Annotated in this window: 24 protein-coding genes, 1 other RNA gene and 1 riboswitch; of the genes, 19 read left to right on the top strand and 6 right to left on the bottom strand. The window is 62.0% G+C overall.

The annotated features are described in order from the left end of the window. Nucleotides 1-153 precede the first annotated feature (153 nt). Nucleotides 154-266: riboswitch (ZMP/ZTP riboswitch) on the top strand. An 81-nt stretch (nt 267-347) separates the two neighbouring features. From glyA to ASD07_RS21780, 10 genes are all read left to right on the top strand, one after another. Further along, nucleotides 348-1,592 carry a serine hydroxymethyltransferase gene (gene glyA, locus ASD07_RS21825; RefSeq protein WP_055935124.1) on the top strand — a complete coding sequence of 415 codons (1,245 nt, stop codon included), beginning with the start codon at nt 348-350 and terminating at the stop codon, nt 1,590-1,592. Between the two features lie 78 nt (nt 1,593-1,670). Further along, nucleotides 1,671-2,144 carry a transcriptional regulator NrdR gene (gene nrdR, locus ASD07_RS21820; RefSeq protein WP_055935119.1) on the top strand — a complete coding sequence of 158 codons (474 nt, stop codon included), beginning with the start codon at nt 1,671-1,673 and terminating at the stop codon, nt 2,142-2,144. 60 nt (nt 2,145-2,204) lie between these two features. After that, entirely contained in the window at nt 2,205-2,774 is a 570-nt protein-coding gene (gene pilV / locus ASD07_RS21815; RefSeq protein WP_082507498.1) for a type IV pilus modification protein PilV, read from the top strand. Further along, nucleotides 2,771-3,616: a PilW family protein gene (locus ASD07_RS21810; protein ID WP_156398131.1), complete on the top strand. Its 846-nt coding sequence runs from the start codon at nt 2,771-2,773 to the stop codon at nt 3,614-3,616. Before pilV ends, ASD07_RS21810 begins: the two co-directional genes overlap by 4 nt. Nucleotides 3,617-3,627: 11 nt before the next feature. Then, nucleotides 3,628-4,188 (top strand): PilX N-terminal domain-containing pilus assembly protein, encoded by a 561-nt coding sequence (locus ASD07_RS21805; RefSeq protein WP_229207246.1) that lies wholly within the window; start codon nt 3,628-3,630, stop codon nt 4,186-4,188. Continuing rightward, the gene (locus ASD07_RS21800) at nt 4,185-4,628 is read left to right on the top strand and encodes a type IV pilin protein (protein WP_055935112.1); all 444 of its coding nucleotides are present in this window, start codon (nt 4,185-4,187) and stop codon (nt 4,626-4,628) included. The genes ASD07_RS21805 and ASD07_RS21800 overlap by 4 nt, the downstream gene beginning before the upstream one ends. Beyond that, nucleotides 4,556-5,182 carry a GspH/FimT family pseudopilin gene (locus tag ASD07_RS21795; protein WP_082507496.1) on the top strand — a complete coding sequence of 209 codons (627 nt, stop codon included), beginning with the start codon at nt 4,556-4,558 and terminating at the stop codon, nt 5,180-5,182. The genes ASD07_RS21800 and ASD07_RS21795 overlap by 73 nt, the downstream gene beginning before the upstream one ends. Continuing rightward, on the top strand, nt 5,179-6,276 hold the full coding sequence (gene ribD, locus ASD07_RS21790; RefSeq protein WP_055935109.1) for a bifunctional diaminohydroxyphosphoribosylaminopyrimidine deaminase/5-amino-6-(5-phosphoribosylamino)uracil reductase RibD: 1,098 nt from the start codon (nt 5,179-5,181) through the stop codon (nt 6,274-6,276). Before ASD07_RS21795 ends, ribD begins: the two co-directional genes overlap by 4 nt. 8 nt (nt 6,277-6,284) lie before the next feature. After that, nucleotides 6,285-6,905 carry a riboflavin synthase gene (locus tag ASD07_RS21785; RefSeq protein ID WP_055935104.1) on the top strand — a complete coding sequence of 207 codons (621 nt, stop codon included), beginning with the start codon at nt 6,285-6,287 and terminating at the stop codon, nt 6,903-6,905. 213 nt (nt 6,906-7,118) lie between these two features. Beyond that, the gene (locus tag ASD07_RS21780; protein ID WP_055935102.1) at nt 7,119-7,547 is read left to right on the top strand and encodes a hypothetical protein; all 429 of its coding nucleotides are present in this window, start codon (nt 7,119-7,121) and stop codon (nt 7,545-7,547) included. Nucleotides 7,548-7,920: 373 nt separating this feature from the next. On the opposite strand, the gene ASD07_RS21775 is transcribed toward ASD07_RS21780, so the two are convergent. Further along, nucleotides 7,921-8,634, bottom strand: coding sequence for an SDR family oxidoreductase (locus tag ASD07_RS21775; protein WP_055935099.1), 714 nt, complete (start codon nt 8,632-8,634; stop codon nt 7,921-7,923). Nucleotides 8,635-8,754: 120 nt separating this feature from the next. Beyond that, nucleotides 8,755-9,177 (bottom strand): OsmC family protein, encoded by a 423-nt coding sequence (locus ASD07_RS21770; RefSeq protein WP_055935096.1) that lies wholly within the window; start codon nt 9,175-9,177, stop codon nt 8,755-8,757. Between the two features lie 144 nt (nt 9,178-9,321). Between ASD07_RS21770 and ribBA the strand changes: the two genes are divergently transcribed. From ribBA to nusB, 3 genes are read left to right on the top strand one after another with little or no spacing between them, the layout of a single operon-like run. Then, nucleotides 9,322-10,431, top strand: a complete 1,110-nt coding sequence (gene ribBA, locus ASD07_RS21765; protein WP_055935091.1) for a bifunctional 3,4-dihydroxy-2-butanone-4-phosphate synthase/GTP cyclohydrolase II — start codon at nt 9,322-9,324, stop codon at nt 10,429-10,431. Between the two features lie 36 nt (nt 10,432-10,467). Further along, a complete protein-coding gene (ribH, locus tag ASD07_RS21760; RefSeq protein ID WP_055935089.1) occupies nt 10,468-10,956 on the top strand; it encodes a 6,7-dimethyl-8-ribityllumazine synthase in 489 nt (162 codons plus the stop codon). Between the two features lie 18 nt (nt 10,957-10,974). Further along, nucleotides 10,975-11,445, top strand: a complete 471-nt coding sequence (nusB, locus tag ASD07_RS21755) for a transcription antitermination factor NusB (RefSeq protein ID WP_055935087.1) — start codon at nt 10,975-10,977, stop codon at nt 11,443-11,445. A gap of 138 nt (nt 11,446-11,583) precedes the next feature. On the opposite strand, the gene ASD07_RS21750 is transcribed toward nusB, so the two are convergent. Continuing rightward, nucleotides 11,584-12,510, bottom strand: a complete 927-nt coding sequence (locus tag ASD07_RS21750) for a lytic transglycosylase domain-containing protein (protein WP_055935084.1) — start codon at nt 12,508-12,510, stop codon at nt 11,584-11,586. A 478-nt stretch (nt 12,511-12,988) separates the two neighbouring features. On the opposite strand from ASD07_RS21750, the gene ubiD reads away from it, so the two are divergent. Both ubiD and ffs read left to right on the top strand, forming a co-directional pair. Next, nucleotides 12,989-14,473: a 4-hydroxy-3-polyprenylbenzoate decarboxylase gene (ubiD, locus tag ASD07_RS21745; RefSeq protein WP_082507495.1), complete on the top strand. Its 1,485-nt coding sequence runs from the start codon at nt 12,989-12,991 to the stop codon at nt 14,471-14,473. 16 nt (nt 14,474-14,489) lie between these two features. Beyond that, an RNA gene (ffs, locus tag ASD07_RS30375) (signal recognition particle sRNA small type) lies at nt 14,490-14,588 on the top strand. A gap of 43 nt (nt 14,589-14,631) precedes the next feature. Here the strand turns inward: ffs and ASD07_RS21740 are convergent. Next, the gene (locus ASD07_RS21740; protein ID WP_055935078.1) at nt 14,632-15,294 is read right to left on the bottom strand and encodes a DUF2987 domain-containing protein; all 663 of its coding nucleotides are present in this window, start codon (nt 15,292-15,294) and stop codon (nt 14,632-14,634) included. A 96-nt stretch (nt 15,295-15,390) separates the two neighbouring features. Here ASD07_RS21740 and dnaX point away from each other — a divergent pair, with 96 nt between their 5' ends. The 4 genes from dnaX to recR are packed head-to-tail and all read left to right on the top strand — an operon-like array spanning nt 15,391 to nt 19,034. Further along, nucleotides 15,391-17,775, top strand: coding sequence for a DNA polymerase III subunit gamma/tau (gene dnaX, locus ASD07_RS21735; protein WP_055935400.1), 2,385 nt, complete (start codon nt 15,391-15,393; stop codon nt 17,773-17,775). Nucleotides 17,776-17,812: 37 nt separating this feature from the next. After that, nucleotides 17,813-18,139 carry a YbaB/EbfC family nucleoid-associated protein gene (locus ASD07_RS21730; RefSeq protein ID WP_055935076.1) on the top strand — a complete coding sequence of 109 codons (327 nt, stop codon included), beginning with the start codon at nt 17,813-17,815 and terminating at the stop codon, nt 18,137-18,139. A 9-nt stretch (nt 18,140-18,148) separates the two neighbouring features. Then, entirely contained in the window at nt 18,149-18,439 is a 291-nt protein-coding gene (locus tag ASD07_RS21725; protein WP_055935073.1) for a YciI family protein, read from the top strand. Between the two features lie 4 nt (nt 18,440-18,443). Then, nucleotides 18,444-19,034: a recombination mediator RecR gene (gene recR, locus ASD07_RS21720; protein WP_055935070.1), complete on the top strand. Its 591-nt coding sequence runs from the start codon at nt 18,444-18,446 to the stop codon at nt 19,032-19,034. On the opposite strand, the gene ASD07_RS21715 is transcribed toward recR, so the two are convergent. After that, nucleotides 19,014-21,101 (bottom strand): bifunctional diguanylate cyclase/phosphodiesterase, encoded by a 2,088-nt coding sequence (locus tag ASD07_RS21715; RefSeq protein ID WP_055935067.1) that lies wholly within the window; start codon nt 21,099-21,101, stop codon nt 19,014-19,016. The genes recR and ASD07_RS21715 overlap by 21 nt on opposite strands. Nucleotides 21,102-21,105: 4 nt before the next feature. Then, nucleotides 21,106-23,907 carry a hybrid sensor histidine kinase/response regulator gene (locus tag ASD07_RS21710; RefSeq protein WP_055935065.1) on the bottom strand — a complete coding sequence of 934 codons (2,802 nt, stop codon included), beginning with the start codon at nt 23,905-23,907 and terminating at the stop codon, nt 21,106-21,108. Between the last annotated feature and the right edge of the window lie 108 nt (nt 23,908-24,015).

Genomic DNA, 24,015 nt, shown 5'->3' with positions numbered 1-24,015 from the left:
CGGGAAAACGAGCAAATTCGCGAATTGCGCAAAGTCAAAGGTCGTGCGTCCATGTCCAAATGACAGACCTGGCACCGGATTTCGCCGGATTTCGGCGAAACCGGCACAACCGTTGCCGTTATTTGCCACTTAACATACAATCCTGACTCCATTACGGTCTCACGTAACTGGCGAAAAACTAGCTGGCGCTTGCGCTGCTGGTGAGAGGTGGGCAACCACCGGGGAACGTGAGATACATCAATCAGCCGTTCGCCTGGGCAGCCACGATGGAAACGTGCGTTTCGGCTGCCCTGTCATTTTTTGGCTCCCGATTCGATCCAATCTGCCTTAAAAACTGGAGTAATTTCATGTTCGCAAAAGATCACACCCTCGCCAACGTTGACGCGGAGCTGTTTGCCGCTATCCAGAACGAGAACAAGCGCCAGCACGACCACATCGAGCTGATCGCCTCCGAGAACTACACTTCGCCAGCCGTAATGGAAGCCCAGGGCTCCCAGCTCACCAACAAATATGCCGAAGGCTACCCAGGCAAGCGCTACTACGGTGGCTGCGAGTACGTGGACGTCGTCGAGCAACTGGCCATCGACCGCGTGAAGCAGCTGTTCGGCGCTGAAGCGGCCAACGTGCAGCCTAACTCCGGTTCCCAGGCTAACCAGGGCGTGTTCTTCGCTGTCCTGAAACCAGGCGACACCATCATGGGCATGTCGCTGGCAGAAGGCGGCCACCTGACCCACGGCATGGCGCTGAACATGTCCGGCAAATGGTTCAACGTTGTTTCCTACGGCCTGACCGCTGAAGAAGATATCGACTACGACGCAATGGAAGCCCTGGCGAAAGAACACAAGCCTAAGCTGATCATCGCCGGCGCTTCGGCCTTCTCCAAGAAGATCGACTTCGAGCGTTTCGCTAAAGTAGCCAAGGCCGTTGGCGCCTACTTCATGGTCGACATGGCTCACTACGCCGGGCTGATCGCCGCTGGCCTGTACCCGAACCCGGTGCCGCACGCTGACTTCGTGACTTCGACTACCCACAAGTCCCTGCGCGGCCCACGTGGCGGCATCATCCTGATGAAAGCCGAACACGAAAAGATCATCAACTCCGCGATCTTCCCTGGCATCCAGGGCGGTCCGCTGATGCACGTGATCGCTGGCAAGGCAGTGGCCTTCAAGGAAGCGCTGACCCCGGAATTCAAGGCTTACCAGCAGCAAGTGGTGAAGAACGCCGACGTGCTGGCCAAGACCCTGATCAAGCGCGGCCTGCGCATCGTGTCCGGCGGCACCGAATCGCACGTGTTCCTGGTCGACCTGCGCGCCAAGAACCTGACCGGCAAGGAAGCGGAAGCGATCCTTGGCCAAGCTCACATGACCTGCAACAAGAACGGCATCCCTAACGATCCACAGAAGCCATTCGTGACTTCCGGCATTCGTCTCGGTTCGCCAGCTTTCACCACCCGCGGTTTCAAGGAAGCGGAAGCGGAAGAAGTGGGCAACCTGATCGCCGACGTGCTGGATAACCCGCACGACGCAGCAACCATCGAGCGCGTGAAAGCCGCTGTGAAGGTGCTGGCTGATAAATTCCCTGTTTACGCCTAAGCACCCGGTTGGTACTATCGAGGCGCCGGATCGTAAGGTCCGGCGCTTTTTCATTACATAATAAGAGACGCCACATCCATGAAATGCCCGTTCTGCCAGCACGATGATATCCAAGTCCTCGACACCCGCGTGTCGGAGGAAGGGGACGCCATCAAGCGGCGCCGGCGCTGCGTGAATTGCGATAAGCGCTTCACCACATGGGAGCGGATCGAGTTGACTATGCCCTATGTGGTCAAGAAAAACGGCAGCCGCACCGAGTATTCGGCCGATAAGCTGCGCGCCAGCCTGATGCTGGCCTTGCGCAAACGCCCTGTTGCTGCCGAGTCCGTCGACAAGGCGGTTTCCTCCATCGAAGAAAAACTGCTCACCAGCGGCCAGCGCGAAGTCGATTCCGTCTTCGTTGGCGAGCTGGTGATGGCTGAGCTCAAGCGCCTCGATAAAGTGGCCTACATCCGCTTCGCTTCCGTCTACAAAAACTTCGAAGACCTGGCCGAATTCCAGGACGCGATCGAAGAAGTTGGCGACGGTCAAGAGCTCTCTACCAAGGCTTGATATTCCTCAAACCCGCGAGTCCTCTGCTGACTAATGTGATCAGCAGGGGAGGGCTGCGCCATGCGTCGTCCAGTTGCGGGTTTTACCATGGTGGAAGTGCTGGTTGCCTTGCTGTTGCTGGCCGTAGGGCTGGTCGGAGCGCTGGCAATGCAGGCTCACGCCATGCGCACTCGACAGGAATCGGCATTGCAGACCGAAGCCCTGCAGGCCGCCGCCACGCTTGCTGACCGCATGCGCGCTAACGCCGCGCAGTCCTCTGCCTACCTGGGGTTTGAATTTGATGCAGCGCTTGCCGGAGCGCCTGATGCTTTGCCCGCCTGTGCGGATGCTCCATGTGATTCAGGCGCCGTCGTACGCTCTGACCTGAACGAGTTCCGCCGGCATCTGATGGCTGCGTTGCCGCTTGCCCGTGCGGTGATTTGCCGCGACTCGGCTGCCGCGCGTGGCGGGCAGTTTCAGTGGCCATGCTCGGGTGCCGCTGATGCTCCGGTCGTTATCAAGATAGGTTGGCGCAGCCGGCGGCCAGATGGCGCCAGCACCAGCTTTGCGAGTGCGCCTGGCATCGCCTTGCCTATCGCTCTCGCCGGGCTGCCGCCGGTGCCGCCGCCAAGCGCGGGAGGCTCGCAGTGAGGGCGCACGACCATGGACTGGCGATGACCGAAGTCCTCATCGCCATGGCGCTTAGCTTGCTGGTTGCGCTGGCGGCAGCTTCCCTGCTGCACGCTTCCAATGGAGACTTTCTTCACAACGGCGCCAATTCGCGGATCGACGACAGTGGCCGCTTCGCCCTGGCCATCATTAGCCAGTCGCTGCGCCAGGCCGGCTATCCCGGCGAACCGGGCGCTGGGGCGGGCGCCGCGCCTGGTTCGCCCCTGGCTATCGAAGGCCGCGATGCTGCAAGCGTCGCAAGCAATGCGGATGGCCTGGGCGCTGCGCTGCCGGCGATCAACGGCAGCGATGTACTTGCCATCCGCTACGCTCCCACGGCGATCGCGGGCGCATCGGGCGGCGGTGCCATGCTCAATTGCGCCGGTTTTCCGGCCGATGCCGGCGAATGGGCATGGAGCATTTTCTACATTGCCCAAGCGAGCGACGGTATTGCCGAACTACGTTGCAAATACAAAGGCGAGAATGGATGGGGCTCGGATGCCGTGGTGCGCGGCGTGGACGCGTTCCACGTCCTGTATGGCGTTGATACCGACAACCCGCGCGACCACATCCCCAACCTTTACCTGACTGCCAGCGCGATGAACGCACGTGATGCATCGCTTTGGCGCCGTGTCGCCAGCGTTCGCATTGCCTTGCTGCTGCACGGCGAGCGCGGTTCACGAAGCGGTAACCTGCTAAGCAGCTACGAATTGTTCCCAGGCGCCGATCCAGGCGCACACATCGACGAAGCCAGCTTGCCCGAGCCAATGCGCCATCTGGCGCGCCGACTGTTCACGGCGTCCGTCGCCCTGCGCAATCCGTAATGGAGGTTGCCATGCATCCCTACCAGCGCGGCGTCACTCTTCCCGTAACAATGTTGTTGCTGCTCGCCGCGTTGACCATCGGCGCATCGGCAGCCCAAATGGCGATGCTGGGCGAAAAGGCCGCCCGCGCTGAACGAGACCGCCTGATCGCCTTTCAGTCTGCGGAGGATGCGCTGATGGATGCGGAACGCGATATCAACGCTGGCCTAAGCCAGCCACTCGAGTCGGCACCTGACGCACGGGGCGCACCCGCGTGGCAAAGCGTAGACCTGGCAGGCAATGGCGGCACCGAATACGGTGCGTTAACCGGCGCCTCGATGGAAACCGGGCAGGGTGCGCTGCCTTTCCGCCGCCCGCGCTATCTCGTGGAGCGCATTGCCTTTACCCCGGCCGGTGCCCCGCCAGCCCACTACTACCGGGTGACGGTGATCGGCTTCGGCACGCGACCCGGCGCCGAGGCTGTGCTGCAGGCCAGTTACGCGCCACCAGCGCCGGTGCACCGTCACAGCTGGCGCGAAATCATGGATTGGCAGGCGCTGCACGATGCCGCGTCGCGCGAGGACGGCCAATGAACACGCGCACCTCCGCTGGCGGCAGCCTTCTCGGCATGCTGACCACCCTCGTCATCATCGGCATTCTCTCCGCAGTGGCAATACCAGTCTGGAGCGAAGCCGTCATCCGCATGCGCCGCAGTGAAGCGCAAGCCGCACTTCAGGAGCTGATGCAGCAGGAAGAGCGGCACTTCACCCGCTTCAACAGCTACGCCGCTTTTTCCATGAATGCCGATAGCGAATACCGCTGGTGGTCGGGCCGTACCGCGAGTTCCAGTGCCTACGAGCTGGAAGGGAAGGCCTGCGACGGCCAGCAAATCCGCGACTGCATCCAGCTGGTTGCCACGCCCGGCACATCCAATGTCGACAACCGCTTCAGGGATCCGCAATGCGAACGCCTTATCCTCACCAGCAGCGGGCTGCATCTCGCCACCGGCCCCTCCCGCAGCTGCTGGCGCTGAAGCGCGAGGCGTATGAGACGGCGGGGGCGCGGCCGGGCTTCACGCTGATGGAGCTGATGATCGTCCTTGCCATCCTCTCAATCCTGTTCGCTTCCGCCTTGCCGGACCTGAGCAATATGCTGGCCGGACGCCAGCTGCGCGCCGCCTCCGCCGACCTGCTGGCAGCGATCAACGACACCCGCGCCCAGGCCATCGCCCGCCGCCGCGTCGTTACCCTTCTGGCAAAAAACGGAAGTTGGCAGCAAGGTTGGCTGATTGTCATCGACGCCAATGTCAACCGCAGCGCCGACGAAGGCGAGGCTATCCTGTTCCGCCACGTGGCCGCTTCCGAGCGCCTGCAAGTGAGGGCCAGGTTCACCGACAACACGGCCCCGGCCTATATTTCATATAATGCAGCAGGAAGAAGCTGCCGCGCCGCCCACCCGAATGCCGCCAACTTTGGCACCATTACCCTTGAACTGGCAGGCACGCAGCGCAACATAAAGATCAATATGCAGGGCAGGGCGCGTTTATGCGATCCAGTCCTGGAACCGGCAACCTGCGCAAGCATATGAATATCAACAGCGACCTCGAAGGCATGCGGCTCGCCCTGCAATGGGCGGAAAAAGGACTATTCACCACATCCCCGAATCCGCGCATCGGCTGCGTGATCGTGCGCGACGGCTTGGTGATCGGCGAAGGCGTGACGCAAGCCGCCGGCCAGGATCATGCCGAAGTCCAGGCCCTGAAGGACGCCAAGCGCCGTGGCCACAACGTGCGCGGCGCTACCGCCTATGTCACGCTGGAGCCGTGCAGCCACCACGGCCGCACGCCGCCCTGCGCCGATGCGCTGGTGCGGGAAGGCCTGGGGCGCGTCGTCGCAGCAATGGAAGATCCCAATCCGCTGGTTGCGGGTAATGGCATGGCACGCCTTTCCGCCGCCGGGATCGAGGTCGCCAGTGGCCTGCTGGCCGACCAGGCCTATGAAATGAATATCGGCTTCTTCCACCGCATGCGCCATGGCCTGCCGTGGGTGCGAATGAAGACCGCTGCCAGCCTGGATGGCATGACGGCCTTGCATAATGGCCAAAGCCAGTGGATCACCGGTGCTGAAGCGCGCGCCGACGGCCATGCCTGGCGCGCGCGTGCCTGCGCCATCCTGACCGGCATCGGCACCGTTAAAGCCGACGACCCGCAATTGAATGTGCGCGCCGTCGAAACGCCGCGCCAGCCGCGCCGCATCGTGGTCGACAGCAAACTGGAAATCAGCCCGCAAGCGCGCGTGCTGGAAGGTGGCGGGACCTGGATCGTTGCCGCCGCCCACCATCCGGAAAAGGAAGCAATCCTGCGCGACAAGGGCGCCGAGATCATCGTCCTGCCGAATGCGCATGGCAAAGTCGATTTGCCGGAGCTGATGCGCGAACTGGGCCGCCGCCAGATCAACGAGTTGCACGTCGAAGCGGGCGGCAAGCTGAATGGCTCCATGATCCGCGAAGGCTGCGTGGACGAGTTGCTGGTCTACCTGGCGCCAACCCTGCTGGGCGACGCGCAAGGCATGTTCGCCCTGCCGGCGCTGACGGAGCTCAGCGGCAAGCACAGCCTGAAATTCCACGAGGTCAAGCAAGTCGGTGCCGATTTGCGTATCCTTGCCCGATTCAACCCTCATTAAAGATCACTATGTTTACTGGAATCGTAGCCGCTGTCGGCAAAATCAAAACCGTAACCCCGCTGGAAGGCGGCGCTGATGCAGGCGTGCGCCTGGACGTGGACGCGGGCGGCTTGCCGATGGACGACGTCGGCCTGGGCGACTCGATCGCCCTGAACGGCGCCTGCATGACGGTGGTCGAGAAAACTGCCACCGGCTTCACCGTCGACGTTTCGCGCGAAAGCCTGAACAAGACCGTCGGCCTCGACACCACCACCGAAGTGAACCTGGAAAAAGCCCTGACCCTGGCCGAGCGCCTGGGCGGCCACCTGGTCTCCGGTCACGTTGACGGCCTGGGCGTGGTGCGCAAGTTCGAACCGGTCGGCGAATCGCACGAACTGGTGATCGAAGCCCCGCGCGACCTCGCGAAATACCTGGCATACAAAGGTTCGGTGGTGGTGAATGGCGTGTCGCTCACCGTCAACCGTGTTGAAGACAGCGCCTCCGGCTGCTCGTTCTCGATCAACCTGATCCCGCACACCATCCAGGTCACGACCCTGAAGCACCTGAAAGCAGGTTCCAAAGTCAACCTGGAGATTGACCTGATTGCCCGTTATGTGGAGCGCATGCTGTCGCTCAACGTGGCTGGTTAATCTGATTGGGGTGCTTCTTCGAGCCTCGTGAATGACTCACCATTTCAGTTGCTTCTGGCGCTGGCTTGCTCTTAGTTGACTTAGGCAACCTGTGGGCGGCAGTGGCCGGCCAGAAGCGGGCAGTGAGCTTGGTTTGTGCAAGAACTTACTGTCGCCAGCGGCGGTGGCTGAACGGGTAGGATTTTTTAGTGTTCGTAATGGTGATTGGGAATAATGGTGAAAGAGCTTTCGGAAAATGTGTATTCGCAAATCACAGCGCTGTGCAAGCAAGGAGACGAGCAGTCGGATGCCGGGAACTACGAGGGCGCTTTCAGACATTACCTGGATGCGCTGAAGCTATTGCCCGAGAATCATCAAGACTGGAAAGCTGCCACGTGGGTCTACGTGGCGATTGGTGATGTTTGCTTTAAGGGGCGCAAGTACGATAAAGCGTTCCAAGCTCTCGCAAATGCGCTCAAGTGCCCGGAGGGATTGGGCAATCCATATATTCATTTGCGGCTGGGTCAAGTCCAGTTCGAGCGTGGCAATCTTACAGATGCTGCTGACGAGTTGACGCGAGCATATATGGGGGCTGGGATGGATATCTTTATGGAAGATGACCCCAAGTATCTCGAATTCCTGGAGACCAAAATAGAGCTCTGATTTGGTGATAAGCCTAAATCGATCGAGTTTCTCGGAAAAAAATTGCGATGGGCTTCCTCTGATAACAGTCGCTTAGATATGGGTTGCAGATCTTTGCCAACAAGGGGCCATAGGCGGCTTTGGGGCGGAAGCCGTCCATCACCTTAGGGCTGACACGCGATGTCAGGTGGGTTGAGCCTATAAATATAAGCGTTGAGACTTTCTGTTGTCTCCAGCAGTTTTCCAGGCGTTCGGATCTTTTCATTCGTTTTCTAGCGCATCGCAGATAACCCTTAAGCTTTCAAGTCGCCCATCAGGAATGCCCTTGGCTGTGATCGACCAAGGGCATTTGCCAGTAGTTAGCGTGGCATATGGTGCTACGCCTTGGGTGCAATCAGGTAGCAGCGCGTGCTGCGGCGATGTACGCAGGCACTTCCGCGTTGATGCCCAGCTTTACTTGGCGGGTGAGGTCGTCCGCCAGCACCTCTTCTTTACCTTCCGCCAGTGCTGCGAAGATTTGTGCGGCGACGTGTTCTGGCTTGACTTTGTCGATTTCATAGCCGGCCGTCATGTCGGTATCCATATAGCCCATGTGGGCGCCCACCACTTGCGTGCCTTGCGCGGCCAGTTCAATGCGCAGGCCGTTGGTCAACGCCCAGGCAGCTGATTTGGACATGCTGTAAGTATTGGTCGGGCCTTGGCTATACCAAGCCAGCACGGACAGGATGTTGACAATGGTGCCGCCGCCGTTGGCTTTCAGCGTGGGGGCGAAGCCTTTACTGAGTAGCATTGGGCCGATCACATTGGTTTCCAGCTCGGCGCGTGCTTGCTCGAGGGCGTTGTCGGCCATGATGCCTCCAGCGCGGACAATGCCGGCGTTGTTGATCAATACGGTCACATCTTTGTATTCACGGGTGACGGCGGAGATTTCGTCGTGTTTGGTCACGTCCAGCTGGACCGGGGTGACGCCGGGCAGGGTGACGGTTTTCGGGTCGCGGGCGGCACCGTAGACTTTTTTCGCGCCGGCGGCCAGCGCTGCTTTTGCCAGTTGCAGGCCCAGGCCACGGTTTGCGCCAGTGATGAATACGACGGAATCTTTCAGGTTCATGATGGTTTCCTTGATGGTTTAATGATGACGGTCGTCATCGAATGACTTAATAATAGTGATCGCAATTAAAAAATTCAAGGAAAATTTTGAAAAGGGCGCGCGAAGCGCCCCGGTTGGCGATTACAGGAGGGTGGCGGTGAGGGTGATGTTGGTATTGAACAGCTTGGAAACCGGGCAGCCGAGTTTTGCCTTATTGGCAAGTTCTTCGAACTTCGCCTTGTCTGCGCCAGGAATCTTGGCTTGCAGGTCGAGGTGGATGGCGCTGATAGAAAAGCCGTCCGCCACCTTGTCCAGCGTCACTTCAGCCTTGGTTTCCATCTTTTCGGCGGTCAGGCCCGCTTCGCCCAGGATCAGCGACAAGGCCATGGTGAAGCAGCCGGCATGCGCCGCGCCGATCAATTCTTCCGGATTGGTGCCCGGTTTGCCCTCGAAACGGCTGGAAAATCCATATGGCGCCGCCTGTAGCGCGCCGCTTGCAGTGCTGATCGCTCCACGTCCATCCTTGATGCCGCCAGTCCAGACGGCCGAACCGCTAGTCTTCATCGCTGCCTCCTTTAGGGTTGAAAAGCAATTTAGTCTAGGCCAAATCGCCTAATGGCGGCGCCCGAGGGGGCGGAAGTGCGCCAAATCCTTTAAAATAGCGGGTTAACAAAGAAACGCTCTGTGCCTCACATCAAAGGAAAAAATATGTCCATTTCCAGCACCGAAGAAATCGTCGCCGAACTGCGCGCCGGTCGCATGGTGATCCTGGTCGATGAAGAAGACCGTGAAAACGAAGGCGACCTGGTGCTGGCCGCCGAACACGTCACGCCGGAAGCGATCAATTTCATGATCAAGCACGCGCGCGGCCTGGTGTGCCTGACCCTGACCGAAGAGCATTGCAACCAGCTCGACCTGACCATGATGACGGCCAAGAACGGCACTTCGTTCGGCACCAACTTCACCGTGTCGATCGAAGCGGCGGAAGGCGTCACCACCGGCATTTCGGCCGCCGACCGCGCCAGGACCATCCAGGTGGCCGTGGCGAAAGGCGCCAAGCCAAGCGATATCGTGCAGCCGGGCCACATCTTCCCGCTGCGCGCTGTGCCGGGCGGTGTGCTGATGCGCGCCGGCCATACTGAAGCCGGCTGCGACCTGACCGCGATGGCTGGCCTGATGCCGGCTTCCGTGATCTGCGAGATCATCAAGGACGACGGCACCATGGCGCGCCTGCCGGAACTGCTGGAATTCGCCCAGGAACACGGCCTGAAGATCGGCACCATCGCTGACCTGATCCACTACCGCAGCCAGAACGAATGCATGGTGGAGCGCATTGCCGAACGTCCGCTGCGCACCGCGCACGGCGACTTCCGCATGATCGCTTTCCGCGACAAGCCAAGCGGCGCGGCCCACCTGGCGCTGGTGCATGGTGATATGGCCCCTGGCAAGGAGTCGCTGGTGCGCGTGCACCAGCCGGTCTCGATCCTGGACCTGCTGGAAACCGAAGCTACCACCCACTCCTGGAACGTGTCGTCCTCGATGAAGGCAATCAAGCAGTCGGAGCAGGGCGTAATGGTGCTGCTGAACTGCGGCGAGACCGCGGAGCAGCTGTTCGGCCAGCTCGATGCGCTGGACAAGAACGTGCGCCCAACTGGGCGCGCCGCCAGCATGGACCTGCGCAGCTACGGCATCGGCGCGCAAATCCTGCGCGATGTGGGCGTCCACAAGATGCAGCTGCTGGCCAGCCCGCGCAAGATGCCTTCGATGACCGGCTTTAACCTTGAAGTCACCGGCTACATGGCCAAACCTGCCGCCTGAGCGCGGCTTAACCCGAATCCAGAAAAGAGGACCACCATGACCGTAGCAACCTACGAAACCAACCTGTCCGGCGAAAACCTGCGCATCGGCGTCGTGCAAGCACGCTTCAACGAAGACGTTTGCCATGGCCTGCTGTCCGCCTGCCTGCAAGAGCTGAAGAACCTGGGCGTGGAAGATGAAGATATCCTGCACGTGACCGTTCCCGGCGCGCTGGAAGTGCCGCTGGTGCTGCAAAAGATGGCCGAGTCCAACCAGTTCGACGCGCTGGTCGCACTGGGCGCCGTGATCCGCGGCGAAACCTACCACTTCGAGCTGGTGTCCAATGAATCCGGCGCGGGCATCACCCGCGTGGGCCTGGACTACAGCATCCCTATCGCCAACGCCATCCTGACCACCGAGAACGACGAGCAGGCGGAAGTCCGCATGGCCGTCAAAGGCGCCGAAGCTGCCCGCTGCGCCGTCGAAATGGCCAACCTGTCGATCGCCCTGGAAGAGCTGCACCAGGACCTGGGCGACGACGAGTAATTCAATAAAGGTAAGAACATGACTGACAATATGACGCACGCTAACCCGAGCAAGAACCGCACGCCGCGCCACCGCGCACGTGAGTTCGCGCTGCAGGGCCTGTACCAGTGGCTGCTGAACAATGAAGAAGCGGCCAAGGTCGTCAACAATATCCGCAGCGCCCATGGCTTCGACAAGGCGGACGGCGAGTACTTTGCCGACCTGCTGCGTGGCACCATCAAGCAATCGGTCGAGCTGCGCGAAGTGTTCTCGCCGCTGGTTGATCGCGGCATTAGCGAGCTGTCGCCGGTCGAGCACGCCGTGCTGCTGATCGGCGCGTACGAGCTGAAGAACCACGTCGAGATTCCATACCGCGTCGTGATCAACGAAGCGGTGGAGCTGACCAAGTCCTTTGGCGGTATCGATGGCCACAAATACGTGAACGGCGTGCTGGACAAGCTGGCCGCCCAACTGCGCGCCGACGAAGTCACGGCAGACAAGAAGCGTTAATCCGCCTCAGGCAACAAGATGCCCTCCCAGCGGAGGGCATTTTTTTGTCCACTTCCGTTCCTGACCCCAAGGTGGACATTTGTTATGGGCAAAAGAAAAAAGCCACCCGAGGGTGGCTTGGCGGGCTGCGGGCGGCGATTACAGGCCGGCCAGCTGGTCTGCACTGATTTGCTTGTCGGCCTGGGCCACGGTGGTTGGGGCTTCTTTTGCCTTGGCCGGGGCAGGGGCGGCAGCAACCTGCTGCGGTGGGGTGATGTAAGGCACCTTCTTGCCGGCGGAGACCTGCTTCAGGCGGGAGTATTCCGCCATCACGCGCGAGCCGTAGCCGTCATCGGTCTCGAAGGCGGCTGCGCCAACGTAGAATTTCAGGCCGGCTTCAACGGAGCCGCCTTTGGCTACGTAATCCCGCAGGATCAGGGCGCCAACGCGGATGTTGGCGACCGGGTTCAGCGCAGCCTGCACGCCGCCCATGTCCTGGAATTTGTCGGTGTGGACCTTGGACATCACCTGCATCAGGCCTTGTGCGCCCATCGGGCTTTCCGCGAACGGGTTCAGGCCCGACTCGATCGCCATCACGGCCAGGATCAGCAGCGGATCCATCTTGATTTCGCGAGCCGTCAGGTAGGCGGTGGAGACCAGCATATTGGTCGCATCGCCCGCAACGCGGTAGCGTTTGGACAACCAGTTGGTGACGGCGTCCTGCTGCTTCTTGGAGCCCACCAGGTCCTTGTCCTCGGCAGCAGGCTGCGCGTCGGCGGTGGCGATGACCAGGCCGGCCGGACGCACCGCAGGCGCTTCCATCAGCTCGGACAGCGGAGGTGCAACCACAATTTGCTGAGGCGCTGGCGGCTCGCCACGCAGGGCGTGGGCCAGGTCGGATGCCAGTTCAGGACGGGCAACCATGGCGCAAGCCATGACCAGTGCAGCGATACCGAAGAGGCTCAGCATGGACTGAGCGGCGGTCAGCAGACCGCGTGCCGAAATGCTCTGCGTGGAAATCCACACGGCGGGCTGGCTGGCCCACAGGCGGGCGCCATCAAGCAACCCATTGAATCGATTGTTCATTCAGAACTCCCCTGAAATGTAAGAGTCAAAACGCGTCCCCGCCGCGTGAAAACCGCGGTCAATTCGACGTGCCATAGTCGTTACATCAGTGTTATCTTCGCCCACCGCCGCACAGGTCGCACGGGACTGGACGCCATCATTGTTTGCTAAAGCTGGCGGGTCTATGGGGCCAGTTGCAACACAACTTTTTCCGGGATGGAGGCAGACGCCTCGTGAAAAACACTCCTTAAAATGTCTGTGGAGCCCGGATGCTCCGTGAATGTAATGAGTGACAACTTAGTTGGCATAGAGGCCATGTCCTCATCAGGTAGGTCAAATTGTAGGAGGCGTATTATATCCCGTCAATACTAACGAACGCGTTCTTTATTACTTTTGAGTATGACTTTCTCGTGTACACATTGACAAAAACCAATAAAATCAACGGCTTGACTAAAAGTGCTCAGACGACTCGTCGGGAGCAAAATAATCGTAAAAAAGTATGAAATATCGCGATCTCCGAGATTTTATTTCTCAACTGCAAGCGATGGGCGAACTTAAGCGCACAAGCTTGCCTGTTTCACCACACCTCGAAATGACGGAGGTCTGCGACCGCACCCTGCGCGCCGGCGGGCCGGCCATCCTGTTCGAGAAGCCGGCCGGTTTTGACATGCCGGTGCTGGGCAACCTGTTCGGCACACCGCGCCGCGTGGCACTGGGCATGGGCGCCGACGATGTGAGCGAGCTGCGCAAGATCGGCCACGTGCTGGCGCAACTGAAAGAACCCGAGCCGCCAAAAGGCTTCAAGGACTTGATGGGCCTGGGCTCGCTGGTCAAAGCAGTGTGGGATATGTCGCCTAAAGAGATGCGCGGCGCGCCATGCCAGGAGATCGTCTGGGAAGGCAACGATGTGGACCTGGCACGTTTGCCGATCCAGCATTGCTGGCCCGGCGACGTGGCGCCCCTTATTACATGGGGTCTTGTTATTACCAAGGGCCCCAACAAGAAGCGCCAGAACCTGGGCATCTACCGCCAGCAGGTCCTGGGGCGTAACAAGGTCATCATGCGCTGGCTGGCGCATCGCGGCGGCGCGCTGGACTTCCGTGAGCACTGCATCAGGAATCCGGGCCAGCCTTATCCGGTCTGCGTGGCGCTGGGCGCCGACCCGGCGACCATCCTCGGCGCCGTAACGCCGGTGCCGGACAGCCTGTCGGAATATCAATTCGCCGGCCTGCTGCGTGGCAGCCGTACCGAACTGGTAAAGGCGATCGGCAGCGAGCTGCGTGTGCCGGCGTCGGCCGAGATCGTGCTGGAAGGGCATATCTACCCGGACCAAAACCATCCTTCCGGCTATGAGCACGGCCTGGAAGGCCCGTATGGCGACCACACCGGCTATTACAATGAGCAGGACTGGTTCCCGGTCTTCACCATCGACCGCATCACGATGCGGCGCGACCCGATCTACCATTCGACCTATACAGGCAAGCCGCCGGATGAGCCGGCTGTGCTGGGCGTGGCGCTGAACGAGGTGTTCGTGCCGCTGCTGCAGAAGCAGTTCAGCGAGATCACCGACTTTTACTTGCCGCCGGAAGGCTGCAGCTACCGCATGGCGGTGGTGCAGATCCGCAAGCAGTACGCGGGCCACGCCAAGCGCGTGATGTTCGGCGTGTGGAGCTTCCTGCGCCAGTTCATGTATACCAAGTTCATTATCGTGGTGGATGAGGATGTGAACATCCGCGACTGGAAGGAAGTGATCTGGGCGATAACAACCCGCGTTGATCCGACCCGCGACACCACGCTGGTCGACAATACGCCTATCGATTACCTGGATTTCGCTTCGCCGGTCAGTGGCCTGGGCAGCAAAATGGGCATCGACGCTACCAATAAATGGCCGGGTGAGACCAGCCGGGAATGGGGTACCACCATCGCCATGACACCTGAAGTGAAAGCCCGTGTCGATGATATTTGGCAGCAGCTCGGTTTATAGCCTATAATTGCGCCCGGGCGGGCCCCTGCGCATTGTGGCACGGTTAACCTGGTCAGGTCGGGAACGAAGCAGCCAAAGCTGTTCACCGCAAGTGCCGCAGATCAGGCTCGCCTCTTTGAATTCAATAAAAAAGCTGCCATTGGCAGCTTTTTTATTTCTCACTCGGTATCCAGCTCGGCCTGCAGCGGGCGGGCGGTAATCTCTACCAGCGGATTTTCCTTCAGCAGTGCAGCCTCGGCCGGCAGCCGGATCTTGTTTTCGGCGTCGCTGAGGAAGCGCTTGGTGCCATGCCGTGACTGGATCGTCAGCTGGGATGGCTTGTCGAAAGTCAGCAGGACCGACTTCATCGTCGGTGCAAACCAGCTGAAAGCGCCTGCCACCTTGCCAATTGCCGCATTGCCTTGGGCAACGCTGCCCATCAGCTTGTTATAAGGCCACTGCGTGCCTTCCGGCACGACCGCGTCCAGGTTGTAGATCACGCTGATCTTCTCGCCTTTGGCCTGGGATGTCATGATTTTGGCGTCTTCGGCCAGCCATTGCGGATTGGGCGCCATGCGCAGGTGGGATTTGTCGTCAAGCGGCAGTGCGGTACGCGTGCCGGCATGGACCACCGTTAAATTCATGTCGGCGGCCTTGAGTTTCTTGCTGGACGGCTCCACTGTCAGATAGAAGTCCAGCTTATCGCGCTCGGAGGCGGGCAGGGCGTAGAAGCGATCCAGGCGGATCGACTCGACAAACTTCTTATAGGTGGTCCACTCGCGCTCTTCCGCGTGGGCGGCGCCAACGCTGGCCAGCAGGGCAATCAGGAGCAGCTTTTTCATGGTGGTCCAGTTGTAAAAAAGGCAAAGTCTAGACGAAGTCTGGCCGAACGCCTAATGTTGTCCGCAGTGCCTGCTATCTACGGTAAAATCCCGATCATGTCCTATCAAGTCCTCGCTCGCAAATACCGTCCCCGGAACTTTGAAACGCTGGTCGGCCAGGAGCACGTTGTCCGTGCGCTGACCCACGCGTTGCATACCGGTCGCCTGCACCACGCCTACCTGTTTACCGGGACGCGCGGTGTCGGCAAGACGACGCTGTCCCGTATCCTGGCCAAGTCGCTCAATTGCGTCGGCCCGGACGGCAACGGCGGCATCACGGCTACCCCGTGCGGCGTGTGCGAGGCTTGTACCGCGATCGATGGCGGCCGCTTTGTCGACTATGTCGAGATGGATGCGGCGTCCAACCGCGGCGTCGATGAAATGGCGCAGTTGCTGGAGCAGGCGGTGTATGCACCGTCCAATGCGCGCTTCAAGGTCTATATGATCGACGAGGTGCACATGCTGACCAACCACGCCTTCAATGCGATGCTGAAGACGCTGGAGGAGCCGCCGGAGCACATCAAGTTCATCCTGGCGACCACCGATCCGCAGAAGATTCCCGTCACCGTGCTGTCGCGGTGCCTGCAGTTCAACCTGAAGCAGATGCCGCCGGGGCATATCGTCGGCCACCTGGAAAATATCCTGGGCCAGGAAAACGTCGTGTTCGAGCAGCCGGCCTTGCGCCTGTTGGCGCAGGGCGCGCACGGTTCGATGCGCGATGCCCTGTCCCTGACCGACCAGGCGATTGCCTACGCCGCCGGCGCTGTGACGCTGGATGCGGTACAGGGCATGCTGGGTGCCCTGGACCAGTCCTACCTGGTGCGCCTGCTGGACGCGCTGGCCAATAAGGATGGCGCGGACCTGATGGCGGTTGCCGATGAAATGGCGTCGCGCTCACTGTCTTACAACGGCGCCTTGCAGGACCTGGGCACCTTGCTGCACCGGATCGCGCTGGCGCAGACCGTGCCTTCCGCCGTGCCTGTGGACCTGCCTGAATATAACGATGTCGTGCGGCTGGCTTCCCTGTTTGATGCTGAGGAAGTGCAGTTGTATTACCAGATCGCGGTACACGGTCGCAATGAACTGGGGCTGGCGCCGGATGAATATGCCGGCTTCTCCATGACCCTGTTACGCATGCTTGCCTTTCGGCCCGGCTTCGGTGGGGCAGATGGCCAGCCGGCCAGCGCCCCGGTAGCGGCTCGTCCAGCCGGCGCGAATCCAGCCCGCGCGGCCGCCGCGGCCGCCATGGCTGCTTCGTCCGCAACTGCGGATCGCATGAGTGTTCCGGTCGGCCAGCCGGCGCCTGCGTCCACCACCGCTGCTCCGCCTGTGCCGCCGGCACCGCCGGTCCAGCAAGTGGCGCCTGCCGCCGCTCCCGCGGCAAACGCTGCCAGCGCCTCGCACCTGGCCAGCGTTCCGGCCGCCGCACCCGCCGCAGCCGCTCCGGCAATGCCCGCGCAGCCCGCCGCCGCGCCGCAGCCTGTCGCAGCGCCTGCACCAGCACCAGCACCGCAGCCTGCGCCAGCAGCCGACAGCCGTCCGATGAGCCCTGCAAAGATGGCCATCACCGCTGCATTGGAAGCCGCACGTGCCGCCGCCGCCGCCCGCACCGGCCAGCGCGCCCCGGCTCCGGCGCGTCCGGCAGCGCCGCAAGCCGAGGCACCTGCATCGCCGCCGGCATCCGCAGCGCCGCGCGCCGCAATGCCGTCCGCGCCGGCCGCACCACGCGCGCCGGCACCGTGGGAAGATGCCCCGGCCCCAAGCGCACCGTCCGCGCCGGCCAGCGCGCCCTGGGATGAGCAGGGCGGCGCCGCCACCGTAATGGAAGCCCCGCAGCAAGCGCAGCAACGCCGCGCTGCTCCAGTGCAGCAGCAAGCCGAAGAAGACGACCTCCCGCCATGGGTAACCGACTTCTCCGAAGATTCCGCAATGCCGGCCGGCGCCGACCATATTTCCGGCATGGCGCAGGCGGCACCGCAGCAGCGCGCCGCCGCGCCAGCCAAGGCGCCATACGAATACGTCATCACCCCGGTTCCTGAACTGGGCTGGGACGGCAACTGGCCGGCACTGGCCGCCCACCTGCCATTGCGCGGCGTAGCGCAGCAGCTGGCCACCCAGGCCGAGCTGGTAAGCTGCGCATTCGACGGCAATATGGCGCTGTTCCGCATCCGCTGCCCGATCGAAACCTGGGCTACGCCGGCCAACGTTGAAAAGCTGACCTCCGCGCTGGCCGAACGCTTCGGCCGCGCCGCACGCGTCGAGACCGAAATCGGCAAGGCCTGGTACACCACCAGCGTCGAAGCCCAGGTCCACCGCGAGAACTGCCAGCGCGCTGCTGAAGAAACAGTGGCCGCCGACCCATTTATCAAAGCAATGATGCGCGAATTCGGCGCCTTCATCGTGCCCGGCTCGATCGTGGCGCCGATGACGCCAGCGCACTAAACCCGATACTCAACACCGAAATACGGAGAACCACACCATGATGAAGAACCAACTGGCCGGCCTGATGAAACAAGCGCAAGCCATGCAGGACAACATGAAGAAGGCGCAGGATGCGCTGGCCCTGATCGAAGTCGAGGGCCAGGCCGGCGCCGGCATGGTAAAGGTCGTGATGACCTGCAAGAACGACGTCAAGCGCGTGTCGATCGACCCATCGCTGCTGGGCGACGACAAGGACATGCTGGAAGACCTGGTGGCCGCCGCCTTCAACGACGCCGTGCGCAAGGCCGAATCCACCGCTTCGGAAAAAATGAGCGGCCTGACCGCCGGCCTGCCGCTGCCGCCTGGCTTCAAGATGCCGTTCTAAAGCACCATCATGTTCATCATCACGCTCACGTACCTGAAACCGGCCGAGGAAATCGACAAGCTCCTCGCCGCGCATAGCGAGTACCTGCGCGAGCAATATGCCAACGGCATGTTCCTGATGTCTGGACGCCTGGTGCCGCGTACCGGCGGCGTCATTCTTGCCACAGCCGACAGCCGGGCCGATATCGAAGCGGTGATCGAGCTGGACCCGTTCAACGAAGCCGGTGCCGCCAGCTACGCGATCACCGAATTCGTGCCAACCAAGACGGCCGATTTCCTGAGCGCCTTCAAGCAATCCTGAGCCAATGGCGAAGTCCTTTGAATTTTTGACGGAGGCGCTGCGCCGCCTGCCGGGTGTCGGTCCCAAGTCGGCCCAGCGCATGGCCTTCCACCTGCTGCAGCACGACCGCGAAGGGGCCGCCATGCTCTCGCGCGCCCTGTACCAGGCGGTGGAGCAGGTGCACCACTGCGCGCTGTGCAACACCTTCACCGAAACCGAGATCTGCGACACCTGCGTCGACGAGTCGCGCGACAGGCGCCAGCTGTGCGTGGTCGAAACGCCGGCCGACCAGGCGATGATCGAATCCACGCTGACGTACAAAGGCTTGTACTTCGTGCTGATGGGCCGCCTGTCGCCGCTGGACGGCATCGGCCCGAAAGACATCCATCTCGAAAAACTGCTGGCGCGCGCCGCCGACGGCGTGGTGGGGGAAGTGGTGCTGGCAACGAATTTCACCAATGAAGGCGAAGCCACCGCCCACTACATCAGTGAAATGCTGAAAGCGCGCGGCCTGGCGGTAACGCGCCTGGCACGAGGGGTGCCGGTGGGCGGCGAACTCGAATACGTCGACGCCGGCACTATCGCCCGCGCCATGCTAGACCGCCGCAGCACCTGATCCGGCACAAACCAGCATCTGGCTGATGGCGTCCTGCGAAGCGGGGCGGCCGAGCAGGTAGCCTTGCGCCATATCGCAGCCGTAGTGCTTCAGCAGGTCCAGTTGCTCGGGCGTCTCGACGCCTTCTGCCACCACGATCATTTTCAAGCCGTGCGCCATGGCGATGATGGCGCGCGTGATGGCGGCGTTCTCGCTGTCCTGCGGCAGGCCGCTGATGAAGCTCTTGTCGATCTTCAGTGCGCGTACGTCGAAGCGTTTCAGGTAGCTCATGGACGAATAGCCGGTGCCGAAATCGTCGATCGACAGGAATACGCCGATGCCGCGCAGTTGCTCCAGCGTGGCCAGCGTGGCAAGGGCGTTGTCCATCAAGGTGCCTTCGGTCAGTTCCAGTTCCAGCAGGCTGGGATCAAGGCCGGTTTCCTGCAGCACTGCCAGCACGATCTGGGCGAGGTTCTCATCCTTGAACTGGCGCGCGGAAAGGTTGATCGCCATGCGGACCGGTCGCTCGCATTCAAGCTGCCAGGCGCGGGCCTGGCCGCATGCGGTTCGCAGCACCCATTCGCCGATCGGCACGATCAAGCCTGTTTCCTCCGCCAGCGGAATGAACTCCGTGGGCGGGATGATGCCGTGCTCGGGGTGGCGCCAGCGTATCAGCGCTTCCACGCCGACCACGCGTGTCGTCGGGACGTCGACTTGCGGCTGGTACAGCAGGTATAGCTCGTTGTTCTGCAAGGCCTTGCGCAAGCCCACTTCCAGCTTGACGTGGCTCATGATCTGCATCGTGAGCGATGAGCTGTAAAGCTTGGCGTTGTTCTTGCCGCAGTTCTTGGCGTGGTACATGGCGGTGTCGGCGAATTTCAGCAGCGAGGTGCAGTCTTCGCCGTCTTCGGGATAGAGCGAGATGCCGATGCTGGCGGTGACGAAGATCTCGTGGCCGTCCAGGTTGAAGGGGCGGCGCATGGCATCCTTCACGCGGTGCGCCACGGCCAATGCGTCGTCCACCCGTTCGATATCGGGCAACAGGATAGTGAATTCATCGCCGCCCAGGCGCGCCAGGCTGCACAGGTGGTCGCTGGGACGAATGGTCTCGCGCAGGCGTTCGGTGACGATCTGCAGCAGCAGGTCGCCGACGTTGTGGCCCAGCGTGTCGTTGATGCGCTTGAAGGAATCCAGGTCCATGAACAGGATGGCGAACTTGCGCTGCTCGCGTTGCGAGCGCTCCAGTTCGCGTTCCAGCGTTTCAAGGAAGGCCTGGCGGTTGGGGATGCCGGTCAGGCTATCGCAGTAGGCCAGCTTGCGGATCTGCTCTTCGGTGCGTTTGCGTTCGCTGATGTCGCGCACCAGGCCGAGGACTTCGCCGGACACCGTGCTGACCAGCCGCGCTTCAAAGTGGTGGCCAACGCCGTCGCGCGCCAGCTCGTAATCGACCGAGTGCACGGAAGTGGAGTGCAGCACGGCCGACAGCTGCTCCAGCATGCGGCTTGCGATCGGCGCCGGCAGTACCTCGCGGATGTGGCGGCCCACGCATTCGCGGCTGGCAAAATCGGCGCCGGGCTCGTGGCCTTGTTCGTAATCGAGATAGTAGCCGTCGGCGCTGAGGCGGAAGAAGGTGTCGGGGATGGCCGCCAGCACGGCGCGGTTGTGGGCATCGGCAATGCGCAGGCGGGCGATGGCATCGCTGGCACGCAGTACGTACAACACGCGGTGGCCCAGGATGGGCCAGTTGATCGGCTTGGAGACGAAGTCGGTGGCGCCGGCTTCATACGCCTGGGTGACGGCTTCCAGGTCGTCGCCGCCGGTGACCATGATGACGGGGATGTGGGACGAGCTTTCCAGCTTGCGGATGGCGCGGCAGACCGAGAAGCCGTCAAGCAGCGGCATGTCGACGTCGAGCAGCACAAGGTCCGGCGCATTGTCGCGGAAACTGGTAATAGCGGCGCGGCCGTCGCTCGCTTCCACCGCGTCGAGCCCGACCTGGGCCAGCATTTCAAGCATTAACAGGCGCATGACAGGATCGTCATCAGCCACCAGCACGGTGCCGCGTTTGGGTGAATAGAGCGCTGCCATGATTTCATGCTCCCTTCGGCAGGATGATACTGAGCGAATGCCGGACTGACTGGAATTCGCGCTCCAGTTGCGCCATCAGGCCGGCCGCGCCGTCGGTACGGCCGGCGCGTGCCATCTGTTCCAGTTCCTTGAACAGCCTGGCCAGCGTGTCGGCGCCGACGTTGGCGCTGCTGGATTTCAGGCTGTGGGCGGTCTTGCGGATGGTGGATGGGTCGCTGTCTGCGACCGCTGCGTGCAGAGCTGTGAGTTGGCGGGGGGTGTCTTGCAGGAAGGTGGTCAGGACGCGTTGCAGTAATAGCTCTCCTTGCTCGGCACTGAGGGCGCGGATGGCGTCAAGCGCGAGCTGGTTGATGGTTGCGGGAGTGGCCTGGCCCGGCGCGGCGGCCTGCGCTTCGGGAGCGCGAGTTGGACGCGGCAGGGCAATCCAGCGCCCGAGGGTGTCGGCCAGTGCCTGCTGTGAAAAAGGCTTGCTGATGTAGTCGTCCATCCCAGCGGCCAGGCAGCGTTCGCGGTCGCCCTGCAGCGCGTTGGCCGTGATGGCGACGATGGGTGTCGTGCGTGTCCGGCCGCGCTGCTGCTCCAGGCGGCGGATTTCGGCGGTAGCGGCCATGCCGTCCATGACCGGCATCATGCAGTCCATCAGGACCAGGTCGTAATCGCCGGCCCGCACGGCGGCAAGCGCCTCTTCGCCGTTGGCGGCGCAGGCCACCTCCATGCCCAGGCCGCGCAGCATGGCCGACGCCACCTCCACGTTTACCGGATTATCCTCGGCCAGCAGGGCGCGCGGCCGCTGGCCGTGCCGCGGCCGCGGCGAGGACTGCGATGACGGAATGCCGGCCAGTCCCGCCGCGCCCACCCCTTCATTGGCGCGCGCCGGCGTCACGATGCAGTCGTAAAGGTCCGGTTCGCGCACTGGCTTGATCAGCTGGAAAGCCACGCCTGCGGCGCGGCGTTGCACCTGGTCCGCCGCATTGCGCTCGGAGGCCAGCAAGATCAGGCGCACCGAAGAAATATCAGGATCGGATTTGATTTCGGCCGCCAGCGCCAGCCCGCCGATATCGTCCAGCCCCATCTCGAGCAATGCCACGTCATAGGGCATCCCGCGCATGGCCGCCGCGTGCAGTTCACGCAAGGCATCCGCTGCGCTGGGCACGCAATTGCCTTGCAAATGCCAGCGCGCCAGCAAGCGTTGCAGCGCCAGCGCGCTTTCAGCCTGCCGGTCGACCACCAGTGCGCGCAGGCCCTTGGTTGGCTTCTGCTGGAAGCCCGCATCATCCGCATCCACGCGCCGCTTGTCGAATTGCACGGTGAACCAGAACACCGAACCGCGCCCCAGCGCGTTGTCGACCCCGATCGTGCCTCCCATCAGCTCCACCAGCTGCTTGGAAATCGCCAGGCCAAGTCCGGTGCCGCCGTGCTTGCGCGTAGTCGAACCATCGCCCTGCGAGAATGAGTCGAAGATGTGCGCCCGTGCCTCGCGCGTCACGCCGATGCCGGTATCGTGCACTTCAAGCCGCAGCCGCGCCGACTGCGCATCCTCCTCCGCCACCCGTACCGCCACCTTGATCCGCCCCTGGTCGGTGAACTTGACCGCATTGCCCAGCAGGTTGACGATCACCTGCCGCAGCCGGTTCGGATCGCCGCAGATCGCCAGCGGGATGTTGTTCGCCACTGCGAACTCCATTTCAATGCCCTTGGCCTGGGCCTGTGGCGCGAACACGTTTTCGATATCGTCCAGCAGCTCGCGCAGGTTGAAGTTGATGTATTCAACGGTCAGCTTGCCCGCTTCGACCTTGGAGAAATCGAGGATGTCGTTGATGATCACCAGCAGGTGCTCGCCCGAGCGGCGCACCATGCTGGTGTAATGGCGCTGGGTTTCGGTGAGCTCGGTTGCCGCCAGCAGCTCCGCCATGCCCAGCACCCCGTTCATCGGCGTGCGGATTTCGTGCGACATATTGGCCAGGAAGGCGCTCTTGGCCTGGCTGGCCGCCTCCGCTGAATCCTTGGCCTTTTCCAGCTGCGCGGTGCGGATGCTGACCTGCCGTTCCAGCTCGCCGCGGTACTGGGCCAGCTTGGTGTCGCGGTTCTCGATCTGCGCCAGCATGCCGTTGAAACTATCGATCAGCGTACCCAGTTCATCGCTGCGCTGGTGCTGCACCTGGGCGTAGGTCTGGCTGCTGCTGACCTTATCCGCCGCCGCGATCAATTGCGCGATGGGCGCCGCAATGCCTTCGCGGAAGCGCGCCGACAGCACCAGCGCCAGCCCGAACGAGGACGCGGTGGCGGCTGCCGTAATGCCAAGGTTGCGCAGGATGCCCAGCCACAGCGAGGCCTGGCCGGCCTCGATCATCACCGCCCCGATGACATGCTGGCGCACCCGCACCGGCCGATAGAGCCGCAACAGCGGCGCCCAGGGCGGACCGTCGCGTTCAGCCAGTTCGCCGGACGCCAGTTGCTTAAGGCGCGCCGCGTCCAACGCGGCGGGCCCCAGTTGGCGCAGGGCAGGGTAGGAGGCAAACAGTTCGCCGTCGCGGTCGAACAGGGCAGCGCGCGTGATGTCGCTTTTCACCGCCAACGCAGCCAGGGCCTGTTCGGCCGTCGGCCGGTCGGAATAGAGCAGGGAAGCGACGCTGTTGGCGCCGATGACATCAGCCAGCGAGGTAAGCTGCTTGCGCTCCTCGCTGGTGTGGGAAAGGATGGACGCGACGGCGAATGCCACGAACACCAGCAGCAAGGCGCTGCCGGTGGTGAGCACGGAGATGATGGTCAGTTTCTGGCTTAAGCCGGACCGTTCGAAGTTGAGCATTTTCGCCGCCGAAGGACGATTCCATCGGGCAAAGAATAAATGCTAAGAATTTCGACACTTTGATCTGGCTCTAACTTTTAGTCGCTAGCAACAATGTCCACCTTGGGG

This window comes from Duganella sp. Root336D2 (assembly GCF_001425005.1).
Classification (GTDB): domain Bacteria; phylum Pseudomonadota; class Gammaproteobacteria; order Burkholderiales; family Burkholderiaceae_D; genus Rugamonas.
The sequence above is the reverse complement of the archived record's forward strand: the minus strand, read 5'-3'. Positions and strand labels throughout refer to the sequence as shown.